Origin of the sequence: Novosphingobium sp. SG751A, from assembly GCF_013149295.1 — a bacterium.
GTDB lineage: Bacteria > Pseudomonadota > Alphaproteobacteria > Sphingomonadales > Sphingomonadaceae > Novosphingobium.
This window is the reverse complement of the sequence record NZ_JABGCB010000001.1, coordinates 393,599-418,549: the sequence shown is the minus strand read 5'-3', so window position 1 is coordinate 418,549 and position 24,951 is coordinate 393,599. Positions and strand designations below refer to the sequence as shown.

Genomic DNA, 24,951 nt, shown 5'->3' with positions numbered 1-24,951 from the left:
TTAAGGTCGGCGCAAAGCACAAGAGGATGCCCGGACAATGCTCAAACTCTATTCCTTTGGCCCCGCCGCCAATTCGATGAAGCCGCTGCTTACCCTTTATGAAAAGGGCACGCCCTTTGAAGGCCACCGCCTGAACCCGGCCATCTTTGAGCATCATCAGGATTGGTTCAAGGCCATCAATCCGCGCGGACAGGTGCCCGCGCTGGTCGATGGCGACAAGGTGATTACCGAAAGCACGGTGATCTGCGAATATCTGGAAGACGAACACCCCGGCGAGGTCAAGCTGCGTCCTGCCGATTCCTATGGCCGCGCGCAAATGCGGATCTGGACCAAGTGGGTCGACGAATATTTCTGCTGGTGCGTCTCGACCATCGGCTGGCACCGCTATGTCGGCAATATGGTCAAAAGCCTGAGCGATGAGGCGTTCGAGGAGAAGGTGAAGGGCATTCCCGTCTTTGAACAACAGGTGAAATGGCGCCGCGCGCGAGAGGGCTTCCCGCAGGATCTGCTCGACGAGGAAATGCGCAAGATCGCTTTTTCGGTGACGCGCCTCAACGACCATCTGGCCGACCATGAATGGCTGGCGGGCGGCATGTTCACGCTGGCCGATATCTGCAATTTCGCCATCGCCAATGGCATGAATTACAGCTTCCCCGAAATGGTGAACGAGGCCGACGCGCCGCATCTGGTGCGCTGGATCAACCAGATCAACGCGCGCCCGGCGGTGCAGAAAATGTTTGCCGAAGTGCCGATGGAAAAGCTGCGCCCGCAGGATTGATGCCCGCAGGCGCCGCTGGATTTACGCCGGCGGCGCTTTGGGGAATTGCGGAAGGGCCGGGTCGAACACAGCCCATGATGGGGCGCTTGCGGTCCAGATGATGCCGGTCGGCTTGGCAATCTCGGGATTGTCCAGCGCGCCCGCGCGGATGCGATAGGCCACCGGCGGGTCGAGCAGGGGCCGCGAGAACACATGGCTGCCGCAGGCGCTGCAAAAGGCGCGCTCGACTGTGTTGCCGCTGTCGGCGGTCTTGTGATGCAGCGTCACCGGCCCGGTTACCGTCACATTTTCCGGCGCGAACAGGGCGTTGACCGTGGCCGATCCGCTGGCCAGCCGCTGGCAGTCATGGCACCAGCACATGCGCGCGGCGATGGGGGCGCCCGCCAGCGAGAGCTTCACCGCGCCGCACAGGCACTGTCCGGTATGAGGTCCGGTATGGGTCATCTCAATTCTCCTTGGCAATCCAGCGCGCCGTGGCCCAGCGCCGCAAGGGTTCATCCCAAAGCCGGAGCGCCGCCCAGCCCAGCGCGACCGAGCCGATGTAAAGCACCGGCGCCCAGAGGGCGAGGTCATGCGGATGCGAGTCAAGCGCCATGTCCCAATACCAATAGATGAAGGGATAATGGATGATATACAATGGGTAAGACAGGCGGCCCAGCGCCTTGGCCAGCTTGCGCATCCCCGCGCTCATCCGCGAATGGGCGCCCATCAGGATGATGAGCGGAAACAGCACCGCGACATAGGCAAATTCGAGCAGACCATTGGCCCAGCCCGGCTTGCCCCCCGGCACGCCCGCAGCAAAGGCGATGGCCATCACGATGGACAAGCCGCCAAAGCTCATCCGCAAAGGCGTCAGGCGCGGCAGGATCCGGCGCAGCAACAGGCCAAAGATGAAGGGGAAGGCCAGTCGCGCCTCGGCCATCCACCAATGACTCCACCCCCAGCCGACCGAGAGATTGCCATAGGCCACCGCGCCCCATGCCAGCAGAGCGCCGGCCGGGACCAGCAAATATGCCAGAACGCGAGGGCTCAGGCGGTGCAGCACCAGCCCATAGGCGATCGACCCGATATATTCCTGAAACAGCGTCCATGTCGGCCCGTCGAGCGAATGGGTATCCTCCGCCCGGTCCGCCAGCGTGGGATAGGGCAGCAGGACCAGCCCCATGACCACCGCCGTCCAGAACCGCCCATCGACCGCATGGGCCGCATGGGGGAAGGGGGCAAACACCCACGCCAGCGCGCCGATCAACGTGGCCAGCGGCACAATGGGGTGCAGCCGCACAAACCGGCGCAGCATAAACCCGCCAAACCCCAGCCCCTCGGCCATGCGCCGGTCATAGGCATGGGCGATGACAAAGCCCGAAAGCGCAAAGAAGAAATCCACCGCCAGCGCGCCATGGGGCAGCCAATTGTCGGCCATCACGCCCTTGGACAGGATCTCGCTGATATGGAACACCAGAACCAGCAGCGCGGCCACCCCGCGCAGGCCGTCCAGCACCTCGTAATGCGCCTTGGTCGCCATATTACGCGTCGATCATTTCCGGATCGATGTCGGCGGCCCGGTTCTGGATGAAGTGAAAGCGGTGTTCCGGATTGCGGCCCATCAGGCGGTCCACCAGATCCTTCACCTGCGCGCGGTCCTCATATTCCTGCGGCAGGGTGATGCGCACAAGGCTGCGCTTGGCCGGGTCCATCGTGGTTTCGCGCAATTGCTGCGGGTTCATTTCGCCAAGGCCCTTGAACCGGCCCACCTCGACCTTCTTGCCCTTGAATTTTGTCTTTTCCAGCTCGGCCCGGTGCGCGTCATCGCGGGCATAGGCGCTCTCCTTGCCGCTGGTCAGGCGGTAGAGCGGCGGCTGGGCCAGATAGATATGGCCGCGCCGCACCACTTCGGCCATCTCCTGAAAGAAGAAGGTCATCAGCAGCGTGGCGATATGTGCGCCGTCCACATCGGCGTCGGTCATGATGATGATGCGGTCATAGCGCAGATTGTCCGGGTTGCAGTCCTTGCGCATCCCGCAGCCCATGGCCAGCGAGAGATCGGCGATTTCCTGATTGGCGCGGATCTTGTCCATGCTGGCGCTGGCCACGTTCAGGATCTTGCCCCGAATGGGCAGGATGGCCTGCGTCTTGCGGTCGCGGGCCTGTTTGGCGCTGCCGCCTGCCGAATCGCCTTCGACGATGAAGAGTTCGGTTTCCCCTTCGCCTTCGCCGCTGCAATCGGTCAGCTTGCCCGGCAGGCGCAGCTTGCGCGCATTGGTGGCGGTCTTGCGCTTGACCTCGCGCTCGGCCTTGCGGCGCAGGCGTTCGTCCATTCGCTCCATCACATGGCCCAGCAGCGCCTTGCCGCGTTCCATATTGTCGGTCAGGAAATGGTCGAAATGGTCGCGCACAGCGCTTTCCACCAGACGCGCGGCTTCAGGACTGGTCAGGCGATCCTTGGTTTGCGACTGAAACTGCGGATCGCGGATAAAGACGCTGAGCATTGCCTCGCAGCAGGTCACCACGTCCTCGGGCGCGATGTCCTTGGCCTTTTTGTTGCCCACCAGTTCGCCAAAGGCGCGGATGCCCTTGGTCAGCGCCGCGCGCAGGCCCTGTTCATGGGTGCCGCCATCGGGCGTGGGGATGGTGTTGCAGTAATAGGAATAGGCGCCCTCGGACCACAAAGGCCATGCAATTGCCCATTCGACGCGGCCATTCATCTCGCCGGGGAAATCCTGCGTGCCCGAAAAGGGCGCGGCGGTCACGCATTCGCGCGTGGCGATCTGTTCGGCCAGATGGTCGGCAAGGCCGCCGGGGAACTGGAACGTGGCTTCGGCAGGCACATCCTCGGAGGCCAGCGAGGGCGCGCATTTCCAGCGGATTTCGACGCCCGCAAACAGATAGGCCTTGGAGCGCACCAGTTTGAACAGGCGGGCGGGCTTGAAGCGCGCATCGGCTCCGAAGATTTCCGGGTCGGGCGTGAACTGTACCGACGTGCCGCGCCGGTTGGGCGCCGCGCCGATCTTTTGAATGGGGCCAAGCGTTTGCCCGCGCGAAAATTCCTGCGCAAACAATTCCTTGTTGCGCGCCACCTCAACACGGGTCAGCGTCGAAAGCGCATTGACCACGCTGATCCCCACGCCATGCAGACCGCCGCTGGTGGCATAGGCCTTACCTGAAAACTTGCCGCCCGAATGGAGCGTCGAAAGGATGACCTCCAGCGCCGATTTCCCGGGGAACTTGGGGTGTTCATCGACCGGAATGCCGCGTCCGTTGTCGACAATCGTGATGCGCCCGGCCGCCCCCGGCGCTTCCTCAAGGTAAACCTCGATCCGGTTGGCATGGCCCGCCACGGCTTCGTCCATCGCATTGTCCAGGACTTCGGCAACGAGGTGATGGAGCGCGCGTTCGTCGGTGCCGCCAATATACATGCCCGGGCGGCGGCGCACAGGCTCAAGGCCTTCAAGCACCTCGATCGCCGAGCCGTCATAAGCCTCGCCCGAAGGGCCGCGTGGGGTTTCAAACAGATCGTCCGACATGAACGACAGCCTAGACCGGCGTTGCGCCCGAACGCAAGCGCCGCCCGGTCAAAATCCCCCGCCTTAATTCCCTGAAACCTCAGTCCTCGAAGCGGACGGGCGCGGGGCTGAGCACATTGACCACGCCGCCGCGCGCCTCGCGCACTTCCAAGGCGCGCTCGATCACCTGATTGGCGCTGAAACGGAAGATGCCGTCGAGCCCAAGAAAGCCCCCGCGGTCGAGCAGTCGTCCGGTGGGGAAGGGGGTGCCCGGCGCCCATTCGCGCGCAATGCGCAGGGTCAGCAGCACGCTGTCATAGCCCAAAGTCGCCGCGCGATAGGGCGATTGGCCAAAGCGCGCCTTATAGCTTTCGGTAAAGCGGCCAAAGCGCTGATCGGAAAGCGCGGCAAACCATGCGCCGTTCAGCGCGGGCGTGCGCGCCACCACGGCTTCGCCGGCCCACAATTCATTGCCCAGAATGCGCAGATTGGGCGCCGCGACTTTCAGCAGAGGCGCCGCCTGCGCCGCCATGGCCGCCGTATCGCCGATCACCACCGCATCAAACGCTCCGCGCCCCTTCAGCCGCCGCACCGCCGCCGTCAACGCGCCCTTGGACCGGTCATAGCTTTCCATGCCCACCAGCGTGCCGCCCGCCGCGCGCACCGCCGCAATCGTGGCATTGCCCGCACGCTCGCCATAATTACCCAGCGGCATCAGCGCGGCAAAGCGCGTCAGCCCCTGCGCGCGGGCATATTTGACCACTCGGGCGATAGATTGGGCCGGGACCGTGCCCATCACAAACACATCATTGCCCGCCACGCCTGCATCGCCGCTATAGGAGATCACCGGCACATGCCCCGCCCGCGCCGTCTGCGCCACGGCCAGCGCATCCTCGCCCAGCATCGGCCCCAGAATCAGCCGGTTGCCATCGGCCAGCGCCTTGGCCGCCGCGCCCGGCGCGCCCAGCGAGGTGTCATAGGTGGTGATGCGGATCTTGGTGGCATTGGTGTCCAGCAAGGCCATGGTGGTGGCATGTTCCATTGCCTGACCCACAGCGCCGCCCGGACCCGAGAGCGGCACCAGCAGCGCGATGCGATGGCGGCCTTCGTCGGTGGGCAATTGCGCGGTGGGCGGGGGCGGCGCATTGGGCGTTTCCACCGGCGCCTTGGGCACGACCGCGCAGGCCGAGAGCAGCGCGGTGGCGCCAAGAGCGAGGCTTTTGCGCCAAAGCGTGCGGTATGCGGGAGCCCCGGGCTGTTCCATCTTTTTTGTCCTGTTGGCTTGCTCCGTTCGGCCCTGCTATGAAGCTGACCTATGGAACAAAAACTCTCTTCTGGCCTGTATATTGTCGCCACGCCAATTGGCAATCTCCGCGATATCACCCTGCGCGCGATCGAGACATTGCGAGACGTGGCGGCGGTGGCCTGTGAGGATACGCGGGTTACCGGGCGATTGTTGCAGCATCTGGACATCAAGCAGCGCATGATCCGCTATGACGACCACGCCGACGAGCGAGCGCGCGAAGGGCTGCTGGCGCTGATGGCGGAGCAGCCGGTGGCGCTGGTATCGGATGCGGGCACGCCGCTGGTGTCCGATCCGGGCTATCGCCTTGTGCGCGAATGCCGCGAGCGGGGTATTCCCGTCACCTCCATTCCCGGCCCCAGCGCGGCGATTGTGGGCATCACGCTGTCGGGCCTGCCTTCGGACAAGTTTCTGTTTGCAGGCTTTTTGCCGCCCAAGGAAAAGGCGCGTGAACATGCTCTGGCCGAGCTGGCGGTGGTGCCCTCGACGCTGGTGTTTTACGAAACCGCGCCGCGATTGATTGACGCTCTGGCCGCGATTGCCAAGGTTCTGCCGGGGCGCGATGTGGCCGTGGCGCGCGAATTGACCAAGATGTTCGAGGAATGCCGCAGCGGCAGCCCCGACGAGCTGATCGACCATTACACCGCCAATCCGCCGCGCGGCGAAATCGTGCTGATGGTGGGCCCGGCGGTGGCCGAGGCGGCCAGCATGGAGGACGCGGAAAAGCTGCTGCGCGAACAATTGCGCGAGTTGAAGCCCAGCCAGGCCGCCGCCGCCGTGGCCAAGGCTACCGGGTTGGATCGCAAGGCGCTTTATGCCCTCGCATTGACGCTTAAATGAACTGGCCCCTATGAACTGGAAACGCGAGGCCGACCGCATCGCTGCTGAGGCGCGCGGGCGGCATGGCGAGGTTCTGGCTTGCGACTGGTTGCGCGATCAGGGTTTTGAGATTGTGGCCCAGCGCGTGAAAACCCCGCGCGGCGAGGTTGACATTATCGCGCGCCGGCCCGGATTGGTGGTTTTTGTCGAGGTCAAATGGCGCGCCCGCGAGGCCGACCTCGATTTCGCCATCGACCAGCGCCGTCTGACCCGCGTGGCGCGCGCGGCCGAATTGCTGTGGCCGGAGTATGAGAAAGCTGGCGATGACATGCGGATAGATATTCTGCTGCTTGCGCCCGGCGCGATGGTGCGCCACATCGCCAACGCATGGATGCCGATGTGATCCATTTGGAGAATAGACTGATGTCGCTTCGTATTGCCGTCCAGATGGACCCGTTGCCCTCGATCAATGTCGCGGGCGATTCCACCTTTGCCCTGATGCTGTCTGCTCAGGCGCGGGGGCATACGCTGTGGTATTACGATGTCGGCACGCTGGCATGGGAATCGACGCCGGACGGAAAGGGCCGCGTTTCGGCATGGGCCGCCCCCGTCATGGTGCATCGTCCGCAAGCGGACGAATCGCATTACAAGCTGGGCGAATTTGCCAATATCGACCTTGGCGCGGACATTGACGTGGTGCTGATGCGTCAGGATCCGCCGTTCGATCTGGGCTATATCACCGGCGCGCATATCCTTGAAAAGCTGAAGGGCACCACGCTGGTCATCAATGACCCGGAACAGGTCCGCAATGCGCCGGAGAAGGTGTTCGTCCTCGATTTCGCGCAATTCATGCCGCCTACGCTGGTCGCACGCCGGATCGAGGATGTACGCGATTTCCAAAAGCGGATGGTGGAGCGCGGTTTCGGCGGTGATCTGGTCATCAAGCCGCTGCATGGCAATGGCGGCAAGGCGGTGTTCCGCGTGCCTGCCAGCGGCGACAATCTGGGCGCTCTCATCGAAGTGTTCACCCAGATGTGGAAGGAGCCCTTCATGGTCCAGCCCTTCCTGCCCGACGTGGCCAAGGGCGACAAGCGCATCGTGCTGGTCGATGGCGAGGTGGCCGGCGCCATCAACCGCAAACCTGGCGAGGGCGAGTTCCGCTCCAACCTTGCCGTGGGCGGCAGCGCCGAGGCGACCGAACTGACCGAGCGCGAGGCGGAAATCTGCCGCGTGCTGGGGCCGGAACTGCGCGCGCGCGGGCTGGTGTTTGTCGGCATTGACGTCATCGGGGGGCAATGGCTGACCGAAATCAACGTGACATCGCCCACCGGCATCGTCGCCATCGACCGGTTCAACAACAGCGATTGCGGCGCGCTGATCTGGGCCGCGATCGAGCGGCGGCATAAGGATTTGACGGCGGCCTGAGGATGCGTCTCGATCAACTGACAGCGCTGCGGTTCTTCGCGGCGCTGGCGGTGCTGGCCTCGCATCTCTGGCCGCTGGCCGAATATCCCAATGCGTTGCAGCCCATCGCGCGAACCCTCTTTCACGAGGGCTATGCGGGCGTGTCCTTCTTCTTCATGCTCTCGGGCTATATCCTTGCCCATACCTATCAGGCGCGGCTGGCGCAGGGGCGGATCGGGGCCGCGCATTATTTCGCGCTCCGGCTGGCGCGGGTGCTGCCGCTGCACTGGCTGGTGGGCGTGCCGCTGGCGGTGCTGGCGTTGGTGCAGGAAGGCGCTGGTGTGTGGCCCAAGGTGGCGGTCAATCTGCTGTTGCTACAGGCATGGGTGCCGCATGCCGACTGGTATTTCACCATCAACGAGCCGAGCTGGAGCCTGTCGGACGAGGCGTTTTTCTATGCCTGCTTTGCGGGATTGGCGCTGATGCCGCTGCGGCGGCTGGGCTGGCTGGCGGCGGGGCTGCTGGCGCTCAATCTGGGCGTGGTGGTCTGGCGCGCGGCATCGGGGCAGGGGGCGATAAGCGCGGGTGATGAGCCTACACTGACCCATTGGCTGACCTATATCAGCCCGGTTTCGCGCTTGCTGGATTTTCTGGTGGGGATGCTGGTCTATCGTCTGCCGCGCCGGGGCGGGACGGGGGCGGAGATCGGCGCCCTGGCTTTGCTGGTGTCCGCGATGGTGGCCTATCCGCTGCTGGGCCTGTCCGATGTGTGGCGGATGCAGTTGGCCTATCTGCCGTTGATGGCGCTGTTCATCTGGATCTTTGGCGCAGGGGGCGGGGCCTTGTCGAACTGGCTTTCGCGACAGGGCTGGCTGATCCTGCTGGGCGATGCGTCCTTTGCGCTTTATCTGGTGCACCTGCCGGTGGTGCATGGCGCGCTGGCGGTGCAGGACTGGCTGGGCGATGGTGCGCTGCCGTGGCTGCCATGGGCGGGGCTGGTCAGCTTGGCCGTGGTGGCGCTGTCGGTGGCGGTCTATCGCTGGGTCGAGGTGCCGGTGCTGCGCTGGATGCGGCCCCGGATTGACGGGATGTTTCAGGCTTAATCTTCGGCGCGTTTAATCTTCGGCTCGGGGATGCGCGTTGCGATAGGCATCGAGCAGGACGGCGGCATCCACCCGCGTATAAACCTGCGTCGAGGACAGGCTGGCATGGCCCAGCAATTCCTGAATCGAGCGCAGATCCGCCCCTGCGCCCAGCAGATGGGTGGCAAAGGAATGGCGCAGCGCATGGGGCGTGGCTGTGTCGGGCAGGCCCAGCATCCCGCGCGCATCAGCCACTGCCTTTTGCACCGCCGATTGATAGAGCGCTGCGCCTTTTACCGTCCTAAACAGCGCCTTGTCGCGCTCGACCGGATAGGGGCAGGCCGCCAGATAGGCCGCAATCGCCTCGCGCACGGCGGGCAGGATGGCGATCACGCGCTGCTTGCTCCGCTTGCCGGTGATGGTCAGCCGGTCGCCCATCGGCCAGTCCGCGCCGGTCAGCGACAAAGCCTCGGCGATACGAAGTCCTGCTCCATAGAGCAGCAGCAGCACCGCCCGGTCGCGCAATCCCTGCCAGTCCTCGCGCGCGTTGACCGCGACCAGATCGGCCAGATCGGTCGCCTCGTCGGGCGTGACCGGACGGGGGATGCCGCGCTTGATCCGGGGGCCGCGCAGGCGGGGCGGGGCGGGTTTGACCATGCCCGCCTTTTCGCGGGCAAAGCTGAGGAACCCGCGCAAGGCCGACAATTCGCGCGCGACCGAGATATTGGCTATGCCATCCTCGCGCCGCTCGGCCAGGAAATGGCGCAGGCCCGCCGTGTCGATCCGCGCCAGCGCCGCCCAGTCATAGGCCTCCAGCGCATCCATCAATCGCCCCGCCGTGGCCATATAGGCGCGCACCGTATGCGGGCTTCGGCGGCGGGCATCGGTCAGATGCGCATGCCATGCGGCCAACACATCGGCACGGGCGGCAAGGAAGGCGGCGGCTTCGTTCATCCGGCCAATCCGTCGGACGTGACTTGCGCGATCAGGCTGTTAAGCACCAGCATCCCGGCCTCGGTCGCGCCGATGCGCGCGCCGTCCTGCCACATCAGCCCTTGCCGGATGAACAGAGCCAGCTTATCCGCCTCGATCAGATCGCCCGGCGCCAGACCCAGCCGCGCCGCCAGCGCGCCCACATCCAGCCCCTCGGCAAGGCGCAGGCCCATCAGCACCGCCTCGGCCCCCTGTTCGGGAATGCCCAGAGCGCGAGCCTCCTGAATGCCATCGCCCTGTCGATCAATGGCCGAGAGCCAGTTTTCGGGCTTTTTGTGGCGCGTGGTGGCAAATCCGCCTCTCCGCCCATGCGCCCCCGGCCCGATCCCGGCATAGTCGCGATAGCGCCAATAGGTCAGATTGTGGCGGCTTTCCTGTCCCGGTTTGGCATGGTTCGACACTTCATAGGCAGGCAAACCGGCGCGCGCGGTGATCGCGCGGGTTTGGGCGAAGAGGTCGGCGGCCGGATCATCCTCCAGCGGGGTAAAGGCCCCCTCGCGCACCAGCGTGGCAAAGCGGGTGCCTTCCTCGATGGTCAGTTGATAGAGCGAGAGGTGATCGGTGCCCAGCGCGAGGGCGCGGGTCAGTTCGGCCTCCCACGCCTGCGCGGACTGATCGGGGCGGGCATAGATGAGGTCGAAGCTGACGCGCGAGAAATGCTCCTGCGCGACCGAAAGCGCGGCCAGAGCCTCGTCCACCCCATGCAGCCGCCCAAGGAAACGCAGCGCCTCATCATCGAGCGCCTGAACCCCCAGCGACACGCGATTGACACCGGCAGCGGCCAGCGCTGCGAAATTGGCGGCCTCCACGCTCGACGGATTGGCCTCCAGCGTGATCTCGATGTCGGGCGCAAAGCCCCAGAGACGCTGCGCCTCCTCCAGCAAGGCGGCGACCAGCGCGGGCGGCATCAGGCTGGGCGTGCCGCCGCCGAAAAAGATACTCTCCAGCGCCTCGCCGCCCGCCAGTTCGGCCTCGCGGTGCAGGTCGGCCAGCAGCGCGCGACGCCACAATTCATGGTCCACCCCATCGCGCACGTGGCTGTTGAAGTCGCAATAGGGGCATTTCTTGAGACAGAAGGGCCAGTGAATATAAAGTGCGCGTGCCATGGCTTCTTCACGCTGGTTTAAGGTTGAGATGTCAAGGGGCGGGTATGATGCGCCATGCTTTTGTCCTCTGTTGCCTGATCGGCGGTCCGGTTTCGGCCGCCCCCGCGATCACTCCGGTTGCCGTTTATGGCGCCGGCCCGCCCGCCATGGCGCCCGCTCTGGCTGCGCGCGCGCTGGCCGCGCACAATCGCGAAAGGGGGCGGATGAGCGAGGCCCCGCTGGTCTGGGACGAGGCGCTGGCCCAAGGCGCGCTCGATTGGGCGCAGGAACTGGCGCGCAGCGGAAAGTTCGAACATGCCTCGGCCGAGCGGCGCAGGAAAGCGGGCGAAAACCTGTTTATGGGCACGGCGGGGGCCTTTCCGATCGAAACGATGATCGAGCAGTTTATCTCCGAGCGCGACGATTTCCTGCCCGGCACATTCCCGGCCGTTTCGCGCGACGGCAATTGGCACAATGTTGCCCATTACACCCAGATCGTCTGGCGCGGGACGCAGAAGGTGGGTTGCGCGATGGCGCGAGGGCCGAGGGATGATTTCCTCGTTTGCCGCTATTGGCCTGCGGGGAATATCTTTGGGCAGAAGGTGTTTTAAGGGGTTTTGAGGTTTTGCCTCCGGCGGGCAAAGGGCGGGGGCCCTTTGCAATCCCGTTATAGGGGCGTGTATGATCGGCAACGAAGCATGTGCGGTATAGTTTGAAAGCCTGCGGCGCCAGATAGGGTGAGCCTGCCGCGCCGCAGGCTTTCAAATTTCAATGTAGCGTTTTGAGCGCCTTGGCCGAATGATCAGCGCAAACGCCGACAGTAAGGGGATTGCAAAGGGACGAGTCCCTTTGCCCGCCGGAGGCATAAAACTTATCAACCCTTACCCGAACTGATCCGCCACCAGCTTGGCAAAAGCATCGGCACGGTGGCTGATCTTTGCCTTATCGGCGGGGGGGATTTCGGCAAAGGTCTGGTTATAGCCGCGCGGGATGAATACCGGGTCGAAGCCAAAGCCCAGACGCCCGCGCGGGGGCCATGTCATGGTGCCATCGACGCGGCCTTCATAGACCGCATCGACGCCATCGGGCCATGCCAGCGCCAGCACGCAGGCGAAATGCGCTGCGCGACCCACGTCCGGCCCATGTTCGCAAAGCAGCCCCTCGACCTTGCCCATGGCCATGAACCAGTCGCGGCCTTCGGGGCCTTCGTACCAGTGCCGCTCGGCCCAGTCGGCGGTGTAGACGCCGGGCCGTCCCCCCAGCGCCTGTACGCAAAGGCCCGAATCGTCAGCCAGCGCGGGAAGCCCGCTTTCCACCGCCGCGAAGCGCGCCTTGATCAGAGCATTTTCGATAAAGGTGGTGCCGACTTCCTCAGGCTCTTTCAGCCCCAGTTCGCCCGCCGACACGCATTCCAGGCCGTAAGGGGCCAACATCTTCTGCATCTCGGCCAGTTTGCCCAGATTATGCGTGGCGATCACGATCTTGCCGGAAAGTCTGGTCATCGGCGCTTGGCCCCTTTGGCGGATGTTTGGATGTTGTACGGCAGGGGGGCAGGGCAATTAAGCCCCGACCGCCTTGTCCTGTGCGGCAAAGATGCGGTCGCAGCCGATGCGGGCCAAACGCAGCAGGCGCAGCAGGCCTTCCTCGTCATAGGTCGCGCCTTCGGCGGTGGCCTGCGCTTCGGCAATATGGCCGCCTTCGATCAGCACGAAATTGGCATCGGCATCCGCGCCCGAATCCTCAATATAATCGAGATCCAAAACCGCCGCGCCATTGACGATGCCGCAGGAAATCGCGGCCACCTTGCGCGGCAGCGGATCTTCGGCGATCAGACCTTTGGCCATCAGCCCGTTGACCGCCAGGCGCAGCGCCACCCAGGCGCCCGAAATCGAGGCCGTGCGCGTGCCGCCATCGGCCTGGATCACGTCGCAATCCAGCGTGATCTGGCGTTCGCCCAACTTCTTGAGATCAGTGACGGCGCGCAGCGAGCGGCCGATCAAACGCTGGATTTCCTGCGTGCGGCCCGACTGCTTGCCTTTGGCGGCCTCGCGGCTGCCGCGGGTGTGGGTGGCGCGCGGCAGCATCGAATATTCCGCCGTCACCCAGCCTTCGCCCTTGCCGCGCAGGAACGGCGGCACACGTTCTTCAACGCTGGCCGTGACCAGAACCTTGGTGTCGCCAAAGCAGACCAGCACGCTGCCTTCGGCATGCTTGGTGAAATTGGTGATGATTTCGATCTCGCGCATTTCGTCGGGCGCGCGGCCAGAGGGACGCATGGCAGGCCTTTCTATAGGTGAAGTTTGGTTCTTGATGAAGTTGACGCGGCCCTATCGCGTTGAGCGGGCAGGGGCAAGGTTTTGCCTGTCGGTTCTGGCTGATTTGCCATGTCTCTTGATTTGACGGGATTGGCCGCCCAATATGATGGGGATGGCCAGATCCGCTCCTTCTGAACTTTCCTTTCCCGAGGTGACGGGGCGCGCGCGCGAAATATTTCGACAGGTGGTCGAGGCCTATATCCATTCGGGGCAGCCTGTAGGGTCGAAAACGCTGGCGGGCGGCGGGGCGCTCAATCTTTCGCCCGCCTCGATCCGCAGCGTGCTGGCCGAGCTTGAGGGGCTGGGCCTGCTCAGCCATCCCCATACCAGCGCGGGGCGAATGCCGACCGAGCAGGGGCTGCGCCTGTTTGTCGACGGCATGATGCAGGTGCGCGAACCCAGCATGGAGGAGCGTGCCGCAATCGAGCGATCCTTGCACCAGCCCGGCCCGATCGAGGCGGCGCTGGCCGCCACCAGCGCGGCGCTGTCCGATATTTCGGCCTGCGCGGGCGTGGTCATGGTGCCCCAGCGCGAGCCGCGTCTGGCGCAGATGAGCCTTGTGCCGCTCTCGCCGGGCCGCGCTCTGGCGGTGCTGGTGGGCGAGGATGGGGGCATCGAGAACCGCATTCTGGCCCTGCCGGCCTCGATTGGCGCAGGCGCGCTGGAGGCGGCGTCCAATTATATCACGGCTCATCTGGGCGGGCGCACCTTGGCCGAGGCGGCGGGCGCGATGCAGGCCGAAATCGTCAGCGGAAAAAGCGCGCTTGATGCCGCCAGCGCTGATCTGGTCCAGCGCGGATTGGCGGTGTGGAGCGAGGATGCGGCCCATCGCCCCGTCCTGATCGTGCGCGGACAGGCCAATCTGCTGGACGAGGCGGCTTTGCACGATTTGGACCGGGTGCGATCCTTGCTGGACGATTTGGAAAATAAACAATCGGTGGGCGAATTGTTGGACCGCGCCAAGGAGGGGGATTCCACCCGGATCTTTATCGGCAGCGAGAACCGGCTTTTCGCGCTTTCCGGCTCTTCGGTCATTGCATCTCCCTACAGAGATCGCGATGGGCGGGTGATCGGCGTTGTGGGGGTAATCGGGCCAACGCGGTTGAATTATGCGCGTCTCGTCCCCATGGTGGATTTCACAGCCCAGTCTTTGGGCAAACTGATCGGTTGAAACTGGAATAATCGGAACAATGACGGAAGAAACTACGCAGGGTCAGAATGAGGCCGGAGACGATCTGGCCACCCGCATCGCCCAACTCGAAAACGATCTGGAAGCCGCGCGCAATGACGTGCTTTACGCACGCGCCGACACGCAGAACGTGCGCCGCCGTCTGGAAAAGGACATTGCCGATGCGCGCGCCTATGCCAGCACCAGCTTTGCCCGCGATATGCTGAGCGTTGCCGACAACCTTTCGCGCGCGCTCGACGCCATCCCCGCCGATCTGCGCGAGGATGAGCGGTTGAAGGCCTTGCTGGCCGGGATCGAGGCCACGGGCCGCGAGCTGGACAAGGTGTTTGGCCAGCATGGTATCCAGAAAGTGGCCGCCCATGGCCTGCCGCTGGACCCCAACCAGCATCAGGCGATGATCGAAGTGCCCCATGATGCTGAACCCGGCACGGTGATTCAGGTGCTTCAGCATGGCTATTCGATCAAGGATCGTCTGCTGCGTCCGGCTATGGTGGCCGTGGCGAAAAAGCCGGAATAAGTGTTAAGGCGCGGGGCGGGTGGAACCTTCCCCCGCCTGAACCCTTTCCTTGGTAACGAGGAAAGGAGGCTGTTATGCGCAAATTTCTGATGGTCGGCATGTTGGCCGGTGCTTTGGTGATGACCGAGGGCTGTGCCAGCAATTATGGCGGCGAGGGCGCTCTGGCAGGCGCCGGCGTCGGCGCGGTTGTGGCGGGGGTTTCGGGCGGCGATGTGGCCACCGGCGCGGCGATTGGCGCGGCGGCGGGCGGTGTGGCCGGTTCGACGGTGCGCAAGCGCGACGGCAATTGCTATCGGATGGACGATCGCGGCCGGGAATATCGCGTTCGTTGCTGACCTGGGGCTGACCCGGGGCGAACATATGTCTGATAAGAAAAGGCCCGCGTATCATTGCGACACGCGGGCCTTTTTCATGGCGCCCTACATTTTGGAATGATCCATGGCGCCCATCATGCCGGGCGCCTCAATCTGCATCGGCGCGGTCAGCTTGCGCCCGTCCGAAAAGGTCAATGTGAGTTCCGTGGTTCCGCCCGGTTGCAGATCGGGCGAGACATCGAACACCATCGCATGTTTGCCGCCCGGCCCGAAGGAGACGCTCTGCCCCGAACCGATATCCAGCCGGGGCACAGCCTCCATGATGCCGTCAAGCGTCACATGCATTTCGGCCTTGCCGGTATGAGCCACGCTGACCCCGGTGAGGGTGGCGGCCGAGCCGCTCTGATTGGAAACGGTGAAATAGCCCGCCGCCGGGCGCCCCTTGACCGCAGGCAGCACGAGGCGGCCATCGTGGATCAGCATGCCGTCCATCGCGGAAAGTCCGGCGGGGGGCTGTGCCTTCTTGTCGCCCCCACATGCGGAAAGAGCGCCAAGGGCGAGAGGCAGGCAGAGGGCCAAAGCGATCTGTTTCATCGGGCGGCAATCCTTGGGTTTTGGTCATTATGCGAATGAATGGTTCCGGCACGCCCATGCTGGGGATCGCGGCTGACGTTTGGGTTAGGCACTTTTTCGCATTATTCCAAGCATGACTGCGATCAATCCGGTGTAAATGCCGCATGAATGAGGAAAAATGCCGTTTCGTGGGGCGAGGCGTTGCGATGCCCGCGCGGGCCCGACACAGCCAAAATGACCGGCAAAATGCGCCAAGGCCGTGGATGAAGTGACGCTTCGCGCGCCAAGGCCCTTGTTAGGCGCAAAAGCCCACCTATATGCCGCCAAGTCAAACGAGCCATCGAGCCGCTTTGCCGGATTTTTCGGGAAGCCAAAGGGTGGTGTCAACACTGGACTTAGGGATCGACGATATGGGTAAAGTAATCGGTATTGACCTTGGCACCACCAACAGCTGCGTCGCTGTTATGGATGGGGGCAAGCCCAAGGTTATCGAAAATTCTGAAGGCGCGCGCACCACGCCCTCGATCGTGGCCTTCACCAAGGATGGCGAACGCCTGATCGGGCAGCCCGCCAAGCGTCAGGCGGTGACCAACCCCGACAACACCATTTTCGCTGTGAAGCGCCTTATCGGTCGTCGCTATGACGATCCGATGACCCAGAAGGACATGGAACTGGTTCCCTATGCCATCGCCAAGGGCAAGAATGGCGATGCATGGGTTGCAGCCGGTGGCACCGATTATTCGCCTTCGCAGATCAGCGCCTTCACTCTTCAGAAGATGAAGGAAACGGCCGAATCGTATCTGGGCGAAACCGTGACGCAGGCCGTCATCACCGTGCCCGCCTACTTCAACGACGCCCAGCGTCAGGCCACCAAGGACGCGGGTCAGATCGCGGGCCTTGAAGTGCTGCGCATCATCAACGAGCCGACTGCGGCTGCGCTGGCCTATGGTCTGGACAAGAACGATGGCAAGACCATCGCTGTTTACGACCTTGGCGGCGGCACGTTCGACGTCTCGATCCTGGAAATCGGCGACGGCGTGTTCGAGGTGAAGTCGACCAACGGCGACACCTTCCTTGGCGGTGAAGACTTCGACACCAAGGTCGTCGAATATCTGGCCGACAAGTTCAAGGCGAAGGAAGGCCTGGACCTGCGCGGCGACCGTCTGGCGCTTCAGCGTCTGAAGGAAGCCGCCGAAAAGGCCAAGATCGAGCTGTCGAGTGCGCAGACGACCGAAATCAACCTGCCCTTCATCACCGCTCGCATGGAAGGTGGCGCGACCACCCCGCTGCATCTGGTTGAAACCATCACCCGTTCGGATCTGGAACGCATGGTGGCCGATCTGATCGCGCGCACGATGGAACCCTGCCGCAAGGCGATGCAGGACGCGGGCGTGACTGCGGCGCAGATCGACGACGTGGTGCTGGTGGGCGGCATGACCCGCATGCCCAAGGTGCGCGAAGCGGTGAAGGAATTCTTCGGCAAGGAACCCCACACCGGCGTGAACCCTGACGAAGTCGTCGCCATGGGCGCGGCCATTCAGGCCGGCGTGCTTCAGGGCGATGTCAAGGATGTGCTGCTGCTCGACGTGACCCCGCTCTCGCTGGGTATCGAAACGCTGGGCGGCGTGTTCACCCGCATGATCGACCGCAACACCACGATCCCGACCAAGAAGTCGCAGGTGTTCTCGACCGCCGATGACAACCAGCAGGCCGTGACCATCCGCGTGTTCCAGGGCGAGCGCGAAATGGCGCAGGACAACAAGATGCTGGGCAATTTCGACCTGATCGGCATTCCTCCGGCGCGTCGCGGTGTGCCCCAGATCGAAGTGACCTTCGACATTGACGCCAACGGCATCGTGAACGTGTCGGCCAAGGATAAGGGCACCGGCAAGGAACAGCAGATCAAGATCCAGGCGTCGGGCGGCCTCAATGATGCCGACATCGACCAGATGGTCAAGGATGCTGAAAAGTTTGCCGAAGAGGACAAGAAGCGTCGTGAGGCCGCCGAGGCCAAGAACAACGCCGACAGCCTCGTCCATGCCACCGAGCAGCAATTGGCCGAAAATGGCGACAAGATCGACGCCTCGCTGAAGGCCGAGATCGAAGCGGCGATTGCCGATGCCAAGAAGGCGATCGAAGGCAATGATCCGGCCGACATGACCGCCAAGACTCAGGCCCTGACTGAAAAGGCCATGAAGATGGGTCAGGCGATCTATGAAAAGGAACAGGCCGCTGCCGCTTCGCCGGGCGCCGCTCCGGCTCAGGATGATGTGGTCGACGCCGAGTTCTCGGAAGTGGACGACAAGAAGGCCTGATGTTGCGATGAAAGAGGCCCGCCTTGAACGAGGCGGGCCTCTCTTCAGGGGAAATGTGCAATGTCGGCTGAAATCGACTATTACGAACTGCTGGAAGTTTCGCGTGACGCCGATGATGCGACGCTGAAATCTTCCTATCGCAAACTGGCGATGAAATTTCACCCGGACCGCAACCCAGGTTGCAACGAGTCCGAGGCCAAATTCAAACAGATCAGCGAAGCCTATGATTGCCTGAAGGACCCCCAAAAGCGCGCGGCCTATGACCGTTTCGGCCATGCTGCGTTTCAAAACGGCGGGCCGGGCGCGGGCGGCGGCGGTTTTCACGGCGGCGGTGATTTCGGCGATATCGGCGATATCTTCGAGAGCATCTTTGGCAATGCCTTTGGCGGCGGCGGGGCGAGGCAACAGCCCCGTCGCGGGGCCGACCTGCGCTATGATCTCGAAATCGGGCTCGAAGACGCGTTCCATGGCAAGACCGTGGAAATCGAGGTCGAGGTCGCCACAAGCTGCGAGCCTTGCGCGGGCACCGGGGCGCAACCGGGCACGGGCAAGCGCCGCTGCAACCTGTGTGGCGGCCATGGCAAGGTGCGCGCCCAGCAGGGCTTTTTCATGGTCGAGCGCACATGCCCGACCTGTCACGGCCGGGGCGAGGTGATCGAGAAGCCTTGCAAGAAGTGCCACGGCGAAGGTCGCGTCGATCAGCGCAAGAAGCTGGAAGTCGCGATCCCCAAGGGTGTGGACAATGGCAACCGCATCCGCCTGTCGGGCAAGGGGGAGGCCGGGCCGAACGGTTCGCCGCCGGGGGATCTGTACATCTTCCTGCATATCCGTCGCCACGCGGTGTTCGACCGCGAGAACACCACGCTGCTGACCCGCGCGCCGATCAGCTTTACCACGGCGGCGCTGGGCGGACAGATCGAAATCCCGGGCATGGATGGCGTCAGGCATGTCATCGACATTCCCGCAGGCATTCAGACCGGCAAGCAGTTGCAAAAGCGCGGAGCCGGTATGCCGGTGCTCAACGGGCGCGGGGTTGGCGATCTGGTGGTCGAGGTCGCGGTGGAAACGCCGACCAAGCTTTCGGCGCGGCAGAAGGAATTGCTGCGCGAGTTTCAGGCGACCGAAACCGGTGATGAATGCCCTGAGGCCAAGGGGTTCTTTGACCGGTTGAAGAATGTCTGGAGCGATTTGACGGAGTAAGGTTGGGGGCTTTTGCCTCCGGCGGGCAAAGGGGCCCGGTCCCTTTGCAATCCCGTTACTGTATAGTTTGCGGTTCGGCCGTTGGGTCGGGCGCGGCGTTTGAATTTTAAAGCCTGCGGCGCAGCATAATGGCGCCGCAGGCTTTATTTTTGGTCTGGCGCTCTGCCGCCAGTGAGGCGCTACCCCAAAAATGGGATTGCAAAGGGACCAGGCCCCTTTGCCCGCCGGAGGCACCCTCAACCCTCTTGATTTCCCCTTTTGTTCTCCCTACGATGCGCGCATGGCCAAACCGAAACGCCGCTTCGTCTGCTCCTCCTGTGGCAGCGTCACCAACCGATGGCAGGGGCAATGCGCCGATTGCGGCGAATGGAACACGCTGGGCGAGGAGGCGCCGCAGACGGTGTTTTCGGCCAAGCATGATTTGTCGAGCGGCGGGCGGGCGATCCTGTTTGAGCCGCTGGACAAGGCCGATGACAAGCTGGTGCGGCGCAGCACGGGGATTGCCGAGTTCGACCGTGCGCTGGGTGGGGGTCTTGTGCCCGGCAGCGCGATCTTGATGGGCGGCGATCCGGGCATCGGCAAATCGACGCTGCTGCTTCAGGCCAGCGCGAAGGTGGCGCAAGCGGGCGGCCTTGCGGTCTATATCAGCGGCGAGGAAGCGCCGGGGCAAATCCGTCTGCGTGCCGAGCGGCTTGGCTTGCAGAGCGCCCCGATTCGGCTCGCCTCGTCCACGTCGGTGCGCGATATTCTGACCACGCTGGGCGGGATGGAGGCGCCAGCGCTCTTGGTCATCGATTCGATCCAGTGCATGCATTCCGACCAGATCGAGGGCGCGCCCGGCACGGTCAGCCAGGTGCGCGGCTGCGCGTTCGAACTGATCCGTTATGCCAAGGAGAATGGCGCGGTGCTGGTGCTGGTGGGTCATGTGACCAAGGATGGCAGCATCGCCGGGCCGCGCGTGCTTGAGCATATGGTCGATGTGGTGATGGCGTTTGAGGGCGAGCGCAGCCATCAATATCGCATCCTGCGCAACCTGAAGAACCGGTTTGGCCCGGTCGATGAGATCGGCGTCTTCGCCATGGCGGGCAAGGGGCTGGAGGAAGTGTCGAACCCTTCGATGCTGTTCCTGTCGGGCCGGGAAAACCCGGTGCCGGGCAGCGCGGTGTTCCCTGCGATTGAGGGCACGCGCCCAGTGCTGGTGGAAATTCAGGCGCTGATCGTGCGGTTGCAGTCGGGAGCGACACCCCGGCGCGCGGTGGTGGGCTGGGACAATGGGCGTCTGGCCATGCTGCTGGCGGTGCTCGAGGCGCGCTGCGGGCTCAATTTCTCGGCTTGCGAAGTCTATCTCAATGTCGCGGGGGGCTATCGTCTGGCCGATCCGGCGGCGGATCTGGCGGTGGCGGCCGCGCTGGTTTCGGCGCTGGCGGACAAGCCCCTGCCCGCGCGATCAGTGTGGTTTGGCGAAGTGTCGCTTGCCGGAGAGATCCGCCCTGTGGCCCATGGCGGCCTGCGTCTGCGCGAAGGGGCAAAGCTGGGGTTTGAACAGGCCTATGGGCCGGAGGATAGCGGCGGGGCGGGGGAAGCGCCCGCCGAAATGCGGCACCGCGTCATCAACCTTTTGCCAAATCTCGTTGACCGCATCGTGGGGGACGAATAACCCCCTTGGCCTATGACCGGATTTGATATTCTTGTGCTTGTGGTGGTCGGCCTTGCCGCCACCTTCGGTTTTCTGCGCGGTTTTGTGCAGGAGGCGATCTCGCTTTTCGCGGGCGCTGTGGCGATCTTTGCGATCCATATGCTGCACACGCCGCTGGCCGAAGTGCTCACGCCCCATATCGGCACCGAGAGCGGGGCCAGCGTGCTGGCGTTCTTCCTGCTGCTGATTGTGCCTTATCTGCTGGTGCGGGGCGTGGCGCGCTATCTGGGCACGGCCAGCCGCGCTTCGGCGCTGGCACCGGTAGACCGGGTTTTGGGTTTCGGTTTTGGCGCGGTCAAGGGCACGCTGATTATCGTGCTGGGCTATTCGGTTCTGATTCTGGCCTATGATACGATCTGGGGGCCGAAGGGGCGTCCCGGCTGGATCACCCATTCGCGCACCTACAGTTTCATCGATGCCAGTAGCGAAGCGTTGGTCAAGATGATCTCTCAGCGCCGCCGCGAGGCCGCCGAGGATCGCGCCAAGGATGAGGCCGAGCCCAGCCCCCAGCCGACGACTCGCACGCCGACGACTCATGCCAAGCGCAAGACGCATCGGACGGCGGACTGACATGGCCTCGGTTGCCGCTCTTTATACGCCCGAGGTGCTGATGCTGGCGACGGGGCTGGTTAGGCATCGTTGGGACGATGGGCTGGCCTTGCAGGGCGCAGCGCGTTCCCCCAGTTGCGGCAGCACGATGAAGGTGGGGATCGATCTGGCCGCCGATGGCCGGATCGCGCGGATCGGTCTTGCCGCACAGGCCTGCGCAATCGGGCAGGCGGCGGGCGCGATCATGGCCGATGCGGCCATCGGGCGCAGTCAATCCGACTTTGCCGACGCCGAGGCTGACATCCTGCGCTGGCTGGCGGAGGGGGGCGATCTGCCCGACTGGCCCGGCCTTGGCGCGATTGCCCCGGCGCGCGAATTTCCGGGCCGCCACGGGGCGATTTTGCTGGGCTGGCGCGCGGTGTTGCAGGCATTTTCCAGCTTTGCAAAAGGCGAAGGCGAAATCGCATAAATTCAATTGTGACAAACCACTGCCGCGCAGCAGCAATATGTTGCACCGCACCGCCATACGGTGTTAGCGTAAGCTACAACTCTGGGAGGAGCGAGGGCGCATGACCGAAAAGGCAGAAGGCAAAAGCGACACGGTTATCATCAAGAAATACGCTAACCGGCGTCTCTATAATACCCAATCGTCGAGCTATATTACGCTGGATCATCTGTCCAAGATGACGCGCGAAGGGATCGAGTTTCGCGTTCTGGACGCCAAGTCGGGCGCCGATATCACGCATCAGATCCTGACTCAGATCATCATGGAGGAAGAGGCCAGCGGCGAGCAGATGCTGCCGGTCAATTTTCTGCGCCAGTTGATCGGCATGTATGGCAATTCGATGCAGGGCCTGATCCCGCATTATCTCGAAGCCAGCATGGAGCAGTTCCGCGCCAATCAGATGAAGCTGCGCAAGGCGTTTGAGGACAGCATGGAGAGCAATCCGCTGGCCCGTCTGGCCCAGCAGAACATCGCCATGTTCCAGGCCGCCGCCGCTGCTTTCATGCCCGGCGCCGATGGCACGCCGCCCAAGCCCGCCGAACCCGCGCGCGAGCCGGAGGCCGAAACCGGCACGAAATCGGAAATCGACGCGCTGCGCAACCAGATGCTGGAAATGCAGAAGATGCTCGACAAGCTGGCCAAATAAGCATTTCGCCGGGCGCAGCGGGGGCTGCGCCGGGCATATCCGGGGGCAGGGGCAGGGAATTTCAGTTCCCATGCCGATTTTTGCAAAAAACCGGTTCCCGTTTTTCGGCGCCTTGCTTAAACGCTGCGCGCCATGAATCAGAAAACGCAAAAGCCCGCCCAGATCCGCCACGCCCTGACCGTGAAGCGCGAAGATGATTTCGCCGCATGGTATCAGCAAGTCGTCTCCGAAGGTGAGATGGCCGAGGAAAGCGGCGTGCGCGGCTGCATGGTCATCAAGCCGTGGGGCTATGGCATCTGGGAACGCATCCAGAAGATCATGGACGCCGCGATCAAGGAAGCGGGCGTCGACAATTGCTATTTCCCGCTGTTCATCCCGCTCTCCTATTTCGCCAAGGAAGCCGACCACGTTGAAGGCTTTGCCAAGGAAATGGCGGTCGTCACGCATCACCGCCTGATCGCGGACGGCAAGGGCGGCTTGATGCCCGATCCTGAGGCCAAGCTGGAAGAGCCGCTGATCGTGCGCCCCACCTCCGAAACGGTGATTGGCGCGGCCATGGCGCGCTGGGTGCAAAGCTGGCGCGATCTGCCGCTGATGGTCAATCAGTGGGCGAACGTCGTGCGCTGGGAAATGCGCACGCGCATGTTTTTGCGCACCAGCGAGTTCTTGTGGCAGGAAGGCCATACTGCCCATGCCGACCGCGATGACGCGATGAAGGAAACGCTGCGCGCGCTTGAAATGTATCGCCATTTTGCCGAAAACGTGCTGGCCATGCCGGTGGTGGCGGGCGAAAAGCCGGAGAACGAACGTTTCCCCGGCGCCGTCGCCACCTATTCGATCGAAGCGATGATGCAGGATGGCAAGGCGCTGCAGGCCGGCACCAGCCATTACCTCGGCACCGGTTTTGCCGAGGCGGCGGGCATCCGCTATCAGAGCAAGGAAGGCGCGCAGGAACTGGCGCATACGACCAGCTGGGGCGTTTCGACCCGCATGATCGGCGGCGTCATCATGACCCATGGCGACGATGACGGCCTGCGCGTTCCCCCCGCGATCGCCCCGCATCAGATCATCATCCTGCCCATGCTGCGCGAGGATGACGGCGACGAGGCGCTGCTGGCCTATTGCGAGGAAATCCGCCGCGAATTGCTCAAGCTCTCGGCCTTGGGCGAACCGATCCGCGTGTTGCTCGACAAGCGCCCCGGCAAGGCCACGCAAAAGCGCTGGGCTTGGGTCAAGAAGGGCGCGCCGATCATTCTGGAAATCGGCGGGCGCGATGCAGCGGGCGGCATGGTTTCGGCGTTGCGCCGCGACCGTATCTGGCGCGAGGATGCCAAGACCAATTTCGTGGGCCAGAGCCGCGAAGAATTTGTCGCCGGGGCTGCCGCGCTGCTGGAGGATATTCAGGCCAGCCTGCACCGAGAAGCGACCGCAAAGCGTGACGCCAACATCACGCGCGGCCTGACCACGCTGGAACAGCTTGCCGAGTTCTTTGCCGAGGACAAGCGCTACCCCGGCTGGGTTGAACTCAATTGGAGCCGCCCGACCGGCGATGCGCTGGAGAAGGTGGTGGAGCAGCTCAAGGCGCTGAAGCTCACCATCCGCAACACCGCGCTCGACGCCGCGCCCGCGCAAGGGCTTTGCCCCTTCACCGGCGAAGCGGCGGTTGAGCGCATCTACGTCGCGCGGGCCTATTGATGCTGCTGGGGCTGGTTCTGGCCTCTGGGGTTCTGGCAGCAGCGGTTCCGGCCTATTCCTTTGGGCCGATCCTGACGCTGGCTGATCCGGCGCCCAGCCATCCGGAAATCGACGCGCGTTATTCGCCGCCCTATCGGCGGTGCATGGCGCGCAGCGATCTCAACACCATCCTGCATGACCAGTGCAATGGTCAGGAGATGAAGCGGCAGGATGTGCGGCTGAATGCGGCATGGGCGGTGACGTTCAAACGTGTCGGCCCGGCGCGTCAGGCCGCGCTGCGCAGCGCCGAGCGGGCATGGATCAACGATCGGCAAAAGCACTGCCTGCTGCAATCGAAAGAGGCCGAGGGCGGCACGCTGGAGGCTATCGAATATTCCTCCTGCATGATCGACGAAACGATCCGCCGCACGATATGGCTGGAAAAACTACGCTAGTTTGCCCCCTTGCGCGTGAATGAGGGCGTGGCACATTCG

General features: G+C 63.6%; 26 protein-coding genes. 17 read left to right on the top strand and 9 right to left on the bottom strand.

The genetic code is table 11. From position 1 onward, the window contains the following. The first annotated feature begins 37 nt into the window (after positions 1-37). On the top strand, positions 38-778 hold the full coding sequence (locus FHW96_RS02255) for a glutathione S-transferase family protein (RefSeq protein ID WP_172338912.1): 741 nt from the start codon (positions 38-40) through the stop codon (positions 776-778). A gap of 21 nt (positions 779-799) precedes the next feature. Here FHW96_RS02255 and FHW96_RS02250 read toward each other — a convergent pair whose 3' ends face one another. The 4 genes from FHW96_RS02250 to FHW96_RS02235 all read right to left on the bottom strand — a co-directional run bounded on the left by FHW96_RS02250 (position 800) and on the right by FHW96_RS02235 (position 5,542). Continuing rightward, complete coding sequence (locus tag FHW96_RS02250; protein ID WP_172338911.1) at positions 800-1,222, bottom strand: GFA family protein; 423 nt, start codon at positions 1,220-1,222, stop codon at positions 800-802. Between the two features lies 1 nt (position 1,223). Then, positions 1,224-2,300, bottom strand: a complete 1,077-nt coding sequence (locus FHW96_RS02245) for an acyltransferase (protein WP_172338910.1) — start codon at positions 2,298-2,300, stop codon at positions 1,224-1,226. A 1-nt stretch (position 2,301) separates the two neighbouring features. Beyond that, the gene (gene parE / locus FHW96_RS02240; RefSeq protein ID WP_172338909.1) at positions 2,302-4,299 is read right to left on the bottom strand and encodes a DNA topoisomerase IV subunit B; all 1,998 of its coding nucleotides are present in this window, start codon (positions 4,297-4,299) and stop codon (positions 2,302-2,304) included. A gap of 79 nt (positions 4,300-4,378) precedes the next feature. Continuing rightward, positions 4,379-5,542, bottom strand: a complete 1,164-nt coding sequence (locus tag FHW96_RS02235) for a penicillin-binding protein activator (RefSeq protein ID WP_172338908.1) — start codon at positions 5,540-5,542, stop codon at positions 4,379-4,381. A gap of 51 nt (positions 5,543-5,593) precedes the next feature. Here FHW96_RS02235 and rsmI point away from each other — a divergent pair, with 51 nt between their 5' ends. From rsmI to FHW96_RS02215, 4 genes are read left to right on the top strand one after another with little or no spacing between them, the layout of a single operon-like run. Further along, positions 5,594-6,421, top strand: coding sequence for a 16S rRNA (cytidine(1402)-2'-O)-methyltransferase (gene rsmI, locus FHW96_RS02230; protein ID WP_172338907.1), 828 nt, complete (start codon positions 5,594-5,596; stop codon positions 6,419-6,421). Between the two features lie 10 nt (positions 6,422-6,431). After that, positions 6,432-6,803, top strand: a complete 372-nt coding sequence (locus FHW96_RS02225; protein ID WP_172338906.1) for a YraN family protein — start codon at positions 6,432-6,434, stop codon at positions 6,801-6,803. A 20-nt stretch (positions 6,804-6,823) separates the two neighbouring features. Then, positions 6,824-7,825, top strand: a complete 1,002-nt coding sequence (gene gshB, locus FHW96_RS02220; RefSeq protein WP_172338905.1) for a glutathione synthase — start codon at positions 6,824-6,826, stop codon at positions 7,823-7,825. Between the two features lie 2 nt (positions 7,826-7,827). Beyond that, entirely contained in the window at positions 7,828-8,907 is a 1,080-nt protein-coding gene (locus tag FHW96_RS02215; RefSeq protein WP_172338904.1) for an acyltransferase, read from the top strand. 12 nt (positions 8,908-8,919) lie between these two features. Here the strand turns inward: FHW96_RS02215 and FHW96_RS02210 are convergent, their stop codons facing one another. Both FHW96_RS02210 and hemW read right to left on the bottom strand, forming a co-directional pair. Further along, positions 8,920-9,840, bottom strand: a complete 921-nt coding sequence (locus tag FHW96_RS02210) for a tyrosine recombinase XerC (RefSeq protein WP_172338903.1) — start codon at positions 9,838-9,840, stop codon at positions 8,920-8,922. Then, positions 9,837-10,985: a radical SAM family heme chaperone HemW gene (gene hemW / locus FHW96_RS02205; RefSeq protein WP_172338902.1), complete on the bottom strand. Its 1,149-nt coding sequence runs from the start codon at positions 10,983-10,985 to the stop codon at positions 9,837-9,839. Before hemW ends, FHW96_RS02210 begins: the two co-directional genes overlap by 4 nt. A gap of 44 nt (positions 10,986-11,029) precedes the next feature. On the opposite strand from hemW, the gene FHW96_RS02200 reads away from it, so the two are divergent. Beyond that, positions 11,030-11,575, top strand: a complete 546-nt coding sequence (locus FHW96_RS02200) for a CAP domain-containing protein (RefSeq protein WP_172338901.1) — start codon at positions 11,030-11,032, stop codon at positions 11,573-11,575. Between the two features lie 270 nt (positions 11,576-11,845). Here FHW96_RS02200 and rdgB read toward each other — a convergent pair whose 3' ends face one another. Further along, a complete protein-coding gene (gene rdgB / locus FHW96_RS02195; RefSeq protein ID WP_172338900.1) occupies positions 11,846-12,466 on the bottom strand; it encodes an RdgB/HAM1 family non-canonical purine NTP pyrophosphatase in 621 nt (206 codons plus the stop codon). 57 nt (positions 12,467-12,523) lie between these two features. Continuing rightward, a complete protein-coding gene (gene rph / locus FHW96_RS02190; protein WP_172338899.1) occupies positions 12,524-13,240 on the bottom strand; it encodes a ribonuclease PH in 717 nt (238 codons plus the stop codon). 151 nt (positions 13,241-13,391) lie between these two features. Here rph and hrcA point away from each other — a divergent pair, with 151 nt between their 5' ends. The 3 genes from hrcA (at position 13,392) to FHW96_RS02175 (ending at position 15,320) form a co-directional block, all read left to right on the top strand. After that, positions 13,392-14,450 carry a heat-inducible transcriptional repressor HrcA gene (hrcA, locus tag FHW96_RS02185; RefSeq protein ID WP_172338898.1) on the top strand — a complete coding sequence of 353 codons (1,059 nt, stop codon included), beginning with the start codon at positions 13,392-13,394 and terminating at the stop codon, positions 14,448-14,450. Positions 14,451-14,469: 19 nt separating this feature from the next. Beyond that, entirely contained in the window at positions 14,470-14,985 is a 516-nt protein-coding gene (grpE, locus tag FHW96_RS02180) for a nucleotide exchange factor GrpE (RefSeq protein ID WP_172338897.1), read from the top strand. Positions 14,986-15,059: 74 nt separating this feature from the next. Then, positions 15,060-15,320 (top strand): hypothetical protein, encoded by a 261-nt coding sequence (locus tag FHW96_RS02175; RefSeq protein WP_172338896.1) that lies wholly within the window; start codon positions 15,060-15,062, stop codon positions 15,318-15,320. Positions 15,321-15,404: 84 nt separating this feature from the next. On the opposite strand, the gene FHW96_RS02170 is transcribed toward FHW96_RS02175, so the two are convergent. Next, complete coding sequence (locus FHW96_RS02170; protein ID WP_253950682.1) at positions 15,405-15,893, bottom strand: copper chaperone PCu(A)C; 489 nt, start codon at positions 15,891-15,893, stop codon at positions 15,405-15,407. Positions 15,894-16,282: 389 nt separating this feature from the next. Here FHW96_RS02170 and dnaK point away from each other — a divergent pair, with 389 nt between their 5' ends. From dnaK to FHW96_RS02130, 8 genes are all read left to right on the top strand, one after another. Further along, positions 16,283-18,187 carry a molecular chaperone DnaK gene (dnaK, locus tag FHW96_RS02165; protein ID WP_172338895.1) on the top strand — a complete coding sequence of 635 codons (1,905 nt, stop codon included), beginning with the start codon at positions 16,283-16,285 and terminating at the stop codon, positions 18,185-18,187. A 60-nt stretch (positions 18,188-18,247) separates the two neighbouring features. Then, on the top strand, positions 18,248-19,387 hold the full coding sequence (gene dnaJ, locus FHW96_RS02160; RefSeq protein WP_172338894.1) for a molecular chaperone DnaJ: 1,140 nt from the start codon (positions 18,248-18,250) through the stop codon (positions 19,385-19,387). A 280-nt stretch (positions 19,388-19,667) separates the two neighbouring features. After that, positions 19,668-21,044, top strand: coding sequence for a DNA repair protein RadA (gene radA, locus FHW96_RS02155; protein WP_172338893.1), 1,377 nt, complete (start codon positions 19,668-19,670; stop codon positions 21,042-21,044). Positions 21,045-21,056: 12 nt separating this feature from the next. Further along, positions 21,057-21,653: a CvpA family protein gene (locus tag FHW96_RS02150; RefSeq protein WP_172338892.1), complete on the top strand. Its 597-nt coding sequence runs from the start codon at positions 21,057-21,059 to the stop codon at positions 21,651-21,653. Between the two features lies 1 nt (position 21,654). Then, positions 21,655-22,101, top strand: coding sequence for an iron-sulfur cluster assembly scaffold protein (locus tag FHW96_RS02145; RefSeq protein WP_172338891.1), 447 nt, complete (start codon positions 21,655-21,657; stop codon positions 22,099-22,101). Positions 22,102-22,201: 100 nt separating this feature from the next. Next, positions 22,202-22,783 carry a polyhydroxyalkanoate synthesis repressor PhaR gene (phaR, locus tag FHW96_RS02140; protein ID WP_172338890.1) on the top strand — a complete coding sequence of 194 codons (582 nt, stop codon included), beginning with the start codon at positions 22,202-22,204 and terminating at the stop codon, positions 22,781-22,783. Positions 22,784-22,915: 132 nt separating this feature from the next. Continuing rightward, complete coding sequence (proS, locus tag FHW96_RS02135) at positions 22,916-24,478, top strand: proline--tRNA ligase (protein WP_172338889.1); 1,563 nt, start codon at positions 22,916-22,918, stop codon at positions 24,476-24,478. Continuing rightward, positions 24,478-24,912 (top strand): lysozyme inhibitor LprI family protein, encoded by a 435-nt coding sequence (locus FHW96_RS02130; RefSeq protein ID WP_172338888.1) that lies wholly within the window; start codon positions 24,478-24,480, stop codon positions 24,910-24,912. Before proS ends, FHW96_RS02130 begins: the two co-directional genes overlap by 1 nt. The last annotated feature ends 39 nt before the right edge of the window (positions 24,913-24,951 follow it).